Below are 6000 nucleotides of genomic sequence, written 5' to 3'. Positions count from 1 at the left end.
CATTCAATAAGACCTAAGCAAGTAGTCATAAACAGTTGTGCTGGCGACAATAGCAAGAGTGAACCACCTGATCCCTTCCCGAACTCAGAAGTGAAACCTCTTCGCGCTGATGGTAGTGTGGGGTTACCCATGTGAGAGTAAGTCATCGCCAGCTCATTATTCCTAAAAACACCCCCTTCTTATGAAGGGGGTGTTTTTTATGTATAAAAATAAATCAGAAAAGAAGAAAAATACACAAAATAGCCAATAAAGTAGTATCAAAACTGAAAGCAATGGATCATAAGCTCTCAATTTAATTGTAAAAGAGCCAATCATCTAAACTCAGAAGCTATTCCATATGCTTCTATACACAGGAAATATCAAGTTTTCTAATCTATTTTATTGAAAATAATTTAAAGAAATTGTCTTCTAGCATGCTTTAAAGCACTTCTTAAACCTTCCTCTAATGTGGGATGATAAAAAGGTTTTTCTAAAATTTGATCAATTGTAAGGTCTTCAGAAATCATCCAGCAAAGTAAATGAGCCATATGCTCTGCTGAATCTACAAAAAATTCTGCGCCTAAAAGCTTACGTGTTTTTTTATCAACATATACTTCAACAGCACCTTTATTTTTCCCTAAAACTAATGCCCGACCTTGATTTTCATATGAAGTAAATCCAGTGATAAAATCAATTTTACTTTTAATTAAGCTTGTATAACTTTGACCAATCGTTGCCATTTCTGGTGAGCTAAATACAATTGCAAGAGGAGTAAGCTTTCTAATCGACTGCATTTTGGGGTAATACAAACAATTCCTTACTGCTAACTTACCTTCGATAGATGCTTCATGCTGAATTGGAGTTTGTGTGAAAGCATCACCGACAATGAATATGGGGAAACTTCCTAATTGTTTAGTATTTTCATCTATAGGCAGTGCTTTTAAATCAGAAAACTTTGTATCAACTTTCTCTAATTGAAGAGTACTTAAATTTGTAGATCTACCAATAGCACTTAAAATATAATCTACATTTAAAGTCTTTTGCTTTGATTCTTGTTGATAGTGTATTTCTACGCCATGAGTGGTTTTATGAACAGTCTCTGGTAATATGCCAAATTTAAAATCAATTTCTTTCGAGATCTCATCTAAGGCAAGCTTTTGTAAATTTGGACTCGATAAAGCACCTACTTTGGGGCTTCTAGCAAAAACAGTAATTTGTACTCCAAGTCGATGGAATGCTTGGGCTAATTCGATTGCGATTATACCACTGCCGATAACAGCAAGTGACTTAGGTAGTTTTTCTATTTCAAAAACTTGATCTGAAGTGATGAGTTTATCTTCTAACTCATTTTTCCACTCTTGTTCAACATTTGGTGTAGAACCTACAGCTAAAATAAAGCTTTTGGCTTGATAAAGCTTTCCATTGACCTCAATGGTATTTGAATCAATAAATTTAGCTTCACCTGAAATTTTGTGTGAAGTTTCCCAACTATCTACATCTTTTAATGTTGCACGGGTAAAGCGATCTCTTAAGCTGCGGACATGATTCATGACTAGTGATGTATCAATTGTCGCATTTACTTCTAAAGCAACTTCGTCAGCATGTTGAATATCATACATACGATTTGCTGTGGAAATTAGTACTTTACTTGGCATACAGCCAACACGGGCACATGTGGTATCCCAAGGTCCTTTGTTGATTATAAGTACATTTTGAGTATGTTTTATCGCTTCTTTATAGGCACTAATACCTGCTGTACCTGCTCCGATAATGATGATGTCGTACATAAGGCACTCATTTTTGTATTGTCTAATGTTTACTATATAAAAAAGCCTTCAATAATGAAGGCTTTTCTTGTAAAAAGTTATATTAATATTTTAAGTTACTTGGTTGAGTCAGTATTGTATTGACTGTTCCATTATTATTAGTAGATTGACCTTCAAAAGTAATGCCATTAAAAACATGCTTAAATTTCAACATAGTTCCATTCATTGCTTTTTTGAAGGTGAATATATTATTACCTTCTAAATGAACACTTCCAGTAAAGCTTTGAGTATTACTTGATGGTGCTTCATTTTCAATACGAGTACCAGATAAGGCTGTAATATTTGGTAAATTAAGTACTTGCTCACCAGAAGCTTTAATACGGTATGTAGCTAGAGCTGTAGCATCACCAGGAATAGAATTAACCGTAAAAGAGACTGGTTCTACATCTGGTGTATTTGGATTATCATTAGTTAATACATCAAATCCAGAATTATTTTGTAATACAAATAAATCACCATCTGTTGATGTTGGATCTTTATAAATACTTAATGCACCCTTAGTTTCAGTTGTTTCATCATTATAAGTAATTGTAACCTGATAATTACTATCTGTTTCGTTCATAGAGACAATACGTACTTGATCAGATTGTGTTAATCCCCATGATTGTTTATATGGGTATCCAAATACACCAGTTACCCAAATATCATTATACTTTTTATCAGTATTTCGATTGTCAAAAATAATCAACATAGTCTTGCCAGTAAAATGATTAATTTGATCCTCAGATAATTTCATTCCTGAAATTTCATTGTCATTTACATCAAAATCCCAATTTATATATTTTTGTGGATTTACAATGCTTAATGCGGATTTAATTTCATTATCTCCAAATAGGATATAGCAACCAGTATTAGCATAAAAACCAGAGTCCATACATTTTTCACGATAAATAAATTTAGATTTATCCTTATCAAATAACTTTTTGGCATCTACAGCCAGTTGTAAAGGACCCTGAGCAAAAGTATCCAAAGAATGGTCAATATAACCTTTAGCTGTTGTAGCATCATTTGGATCATAATTACCGAATAAATATTGTCCTTCTTTTTTAAGACTATCTAAAGTAGATTGAGCTAAAACTTTATCTGGATCTGTTGTATTACTATTATTATCTGAAGATCCATTTTCTTTACCAAAATATCCATCACCTCCACCACCGCCACAAGCAGAAAGAATAAGTGATAAAGATAGAGCTAACGTTCCCTTTAAAAAAGTCATAATAACTACCCTAAAAAAATTTATATATGAATTTGTTATGTTGTGTAAAGATAACACACAAAAAATATGACGCATATAGCGCCATATTAAACTTCAAAGATAATTACAACGCTGTCCCCATACTCACACCAACAGTCGGTCTGACATTCATCGAACTACAAGCAGAGACAAGACAACAACATAATAAAATCAGCAAAAACTTATTCATTTAAAAGACCTTGAGATTTAGCTTGATTAAACAGTAGGGTAGAACGATTACCCGATTTACACACCATCAAGATAGGTTTAGGTAAACTCTTATAATATTTTGCGAATTCTAAAATATCTGTTTGAGAAATATTACTTGATGCAATGGGTTGGTAAATCAAACTAATCCGAGACTTTTCAGCAATAGATCTAAGTTGATGAGCAGATGTTAAATTCCCTTGTTCATTATCAGGTCGATTTACAATAACTGATTTAAAACCCTGTTGAAGCAATTTCTGGAATTTTTCAGTGCTCATTTGCCCTGAGACACTGACATGCGGTGTGAGAGTCTGACTTAAATCAGCAACATCCGCATGTACAGTACCAGTATTTAAAAGGAAAAAAATAAACAAACAACGGATAACACTTTTAGTCATCTAAAAGATCCATTTGTTTCGCAAGCTGGTATAAATTATTTGAACGATTACCTGTACGGCAAAACATCAATACTGGTTTTGGAAGTTCATTAAAATGATTTGCAAAAGTACGCACATCAACTTCAGTAATTTGACCTGCTATCACAGGTTGGTAGACATAGTCTAAGCCTGCTGCACGTGCAGATTCTTCAATTTGAGCACTGGTCGGTTGTTCTGCACCACCTTCCATATCTGGACGGTTGTTAATAACAGATTTAAAACCCTTTTCTACGACTTGCTGAATGTGTTCTGGGCTAATTTGACCTGCGAAGCCTACATTTTCACTCATTTTGTCACTCCAAAAACGAAATTAAAAGATTATGCTAATATCATAACATTAAGCTTTAATTGAGTTGAAAAGACTCTGTATATTTATAAGAGAATTCCAACAAATTATAACGCAACGGAGCGCGTATGCATGCTTATACAGTAGAACCACTGTATGTTCAGAGCGGACAGGAAGTGATTGCAGCGGATTTTTATCGACCTAAAAATATAAAAAAACCTGCCGTGATTATTATGGCGCATGGCTTTGCAGGTTTACGTCAATTTAAACTGATCCAATTTGCACAACGTTTTGCTCAGGCAGGATATGCCGTGGTTTTATTTGATTATCGTTTTTGGGGAGGCAGTACAGGTCATCCTAGAGAGTTAATTTCACTTAAGTATCAATTAGAAGATTGGAAAACAGTAATTGCTTATATTGCTGCTAAGAAAAATATTGATCATCGGAAAATGGTGCTTTGGGGAACAGCTTTGAGTGGTGGCTATGTATTGAACTTAGCTGCTGAACTCAAAAATATTCAAGCGGTGATGGTACAAATTCCCTTTGTTGATGGTGCGGAAAGTGCCAAAGCTTATCCCATTCAGCATTTACCCAAAGCATTGAAGCTATCCAGTCAAGATTATATGGGTGCAAAAGTGGGAATGACAGCTAAAACCTTACCTGTTGTACATCCATTTTCACTGTGCTTTTTACCGACTAAAGATAGCTATACGGGTTTTATGTCGATTGTAAATCCAGATTATTTTTGGAGTGGGGAAATTCCTGCGCGCGTATTCTTTAATTTGATTCGTTTTAGACCAATACAAATTGTACGAAGCATTAATCTTCCTGTACTTTTCATCGCAGCGAAATACGACAGTCTGACACCAATAGAATCAAGCCGTGAAACAGCAACCAATATTGCTCCTTTTGTGCAATATCATGAATGGAATATGGCACATTTCGATATTTATCATGGACAATGGTTGGAAAAAGCAATTTTGACCCAATTAGAGTTTTTACATCAGCATATTGGAGTGGTTTAGATGATCATTGTATGTCCATCATGTGGCGCTAAGAATCGTGTTCCTGAAGAAAAACTTGATTCAAATCCGAGTTGTGGTCAATGTCACAAGACTTTAATTCCATTAGCACCAATTGAGTTAAACGAACAAAATTTTAGTAATTTTGTCAGCAATAGTGATTTACCAATTTTAATTGATTTATGGGCTGAATGGTGCGGACCTTGTAAGATGATGGCACCGCATTTTGCTGAAGTTGCAAAGCAGAACGCTCATGTGGTTTTTGCAAAAATTGATACAGAAGCCAATCCTCGTTTAAGCAGTGCTTTTAATGTACGTAGTATTCCGACCTTAGTTTTGATGAATAAAACCACCGAAGTTGCTAGAATAAGTGGTGCGCTACGCGCAACTCAGCTGCAAGAATGGTTAGATCAACAATTGAATGCCCCAAAATAAACTTTAGGGCTCGGAGTTAACGTGTCAGATTCTCATGTAAAACCAGAAGGAACTTTATCACTTCAAACAATCGCAATGCCTGCGGACACCAATTGGAGTGGTGATGTGTTTGGTGGTTGGATTGTTTCACAAATGGATTTGGCAGGAGCGATTCACGCAGAACGTTTTAGTAAAGGTCGTTGCGCGACGATTTCAATTAATCAAATGACTTTTCTTGTACCTGTAAAAGTAGGTGACGTGATTAGTTGTTATACCAAAATTTTAAAAGTTGGGAATACTTCTATTCAAATGCAAATTGAAGTTTGGGATAGTCATGACAGCTCACGTGAACCGAAACGTGTGACTGAAGGCGTTTTTACGTTTGTCGCTGTTGATGTGAAGGGTGGTAAACGCCAGATTCCTGAAGAAGTGAAACAGAAGCACTTAGCATCACAGAGTGCTTAGTTTTAAGATAGAGGTCTTAAGATAAAAGTATTAAGCTAAACGGCTGAAAATAAAAAATCCCAACTTTGATTGGGATTTTTTATGGCTTTAATTAAGTGATATTTTATATAAAATTTTTATCATAAAAGAA

General features: G+C 34.9%; 7 protein-coding genes and 1 rRNA gene. 4 read left to right on the top strand and 4 right to left on the bottom strand.

Annotated elements, in window-relative coordinates; all coding sequences use genetic code 11:
- Positions 1-39 precede the first annotated feature (39 nt).
- A 5S ribosomal RNA gene (gene rrf, locus B9T35_RS08110) occupies positions 40-154 on the top strand.
- 238 nt (positions 155-392) lie between these two features.
- On the opposite strand, the gene B9T35_RS08105 is transcribed toward rrf, so the two are convergent.
- From B9T35_RS08105 to B9T35_RS08090, 4 genes are all read right to left on the bottom strand, one after another.
- Positions 393-1766, bottom strand: coding sequence for a dihydrolipoyl dehydrogenase (locus B9T35_RS08105; protein ID WP_086190613.1), 1374 nt, complete (start codon positions 1764-1766; stop codon positions 393-395).
- 82 nt (positions 1767-1848) lie between these two features.
- The gene (locus tag B9T35_RS08100; protein ID WP_086190612.1) at positions 1849-3021 is read right to left on the bottom strand and encodes a hypothetical protein; all 1173 of its coding nucleotides are present in this window, start codon (positions 3019-3021) and stop codon (positions 1849-1851) included.
- A 200-nt stretch (positions 3022-3221) separates the two neighbouring features.
- A complete protein-coding gene (locus tag B9T35_RS08095; RefSeq protein ID WP_086190611.1) occupies positions 3222-3644 on the bottom strand; it encodes a beta-lactamase hydrolase domain-containing protein in 423 nt (140 codons plus the stop codon).
- The gene (locus B9T35_RS08090; RefSeq protein WP_086190610.1) at positions 3637-3972 is read right to left on the bottom strand and encodes a TIGR01244 family sulfur transferase; all 336 of its coding nucleotides are present in this window, start codon (positions 3970-3972) and stop codon (positions 3637-3639) included. The genes B9T35_RS08095 and B9T35_RS08090 overlap by 8 nt, the downstream gene beginning before the upstream one ends.
- Positions 3973-4097: 125 nt before the next feature.
- On the opposite strand from B9T35_RS08090, the gene B9T35_RS08085 reads away from it, so the two are divergent.
- The 3 genes from B9T35_RS08085 to B9T35_RS08075 all read left to right on the top strand — a co-directional run bounded on the left by B9T35_RS08085 (position 4098) and on the right by B9T35_RS08075 (position 5870).
- On the top strand, positions 4098-4994 hold the full coding sequence (locus B9T35_RS08085) for an alpha/beta hydrolase (RefSeq protein WP_086190609.1): 897 nt from the start codon (positions 4098-4100) through the stop codon (positions 4992-4994).
- Positions 4995-5426 (top strand): thioredoxin TrxC, encoded by a 432-nt coding sequence (gene trxC / locus B9T35_RS08080; RefSeq protein ID WP_086190608.1) that lies wholly within the window; start codon positions 4995-4997, stop codon positions 5424-5426. It begins immediately after the preceding gene.
- A gap of 75 nt (positions 5427-5501) precedes the next feature.
- Positions 5502-5870 (top strand): acyl-CoA thioesterase, encoded by a 369-nt coding sequence (locus B9T35_RS08075; protein WP_416202429.1) that lies wholly within the window; start codon positions 5502-5504, stop codon positions 5868-5870.
- Positions 5871-6000 lie beyond the last annotated feature (130 nt).

The organism is Acinetobacter sp. ANC 3832 (genome assembly GCF_002135415.1).
Lineage (GTDB): Bacteria > Pseudomonadota > Gammaproteobacteria > Pseudomonadales > Moraxellaceae > Acinetobacter.
The sequence above is the reverse complement of the archived record's forward strand: the minus strand, read 5'-3'. Positions and strand labels throughout refer to the sequence as shown.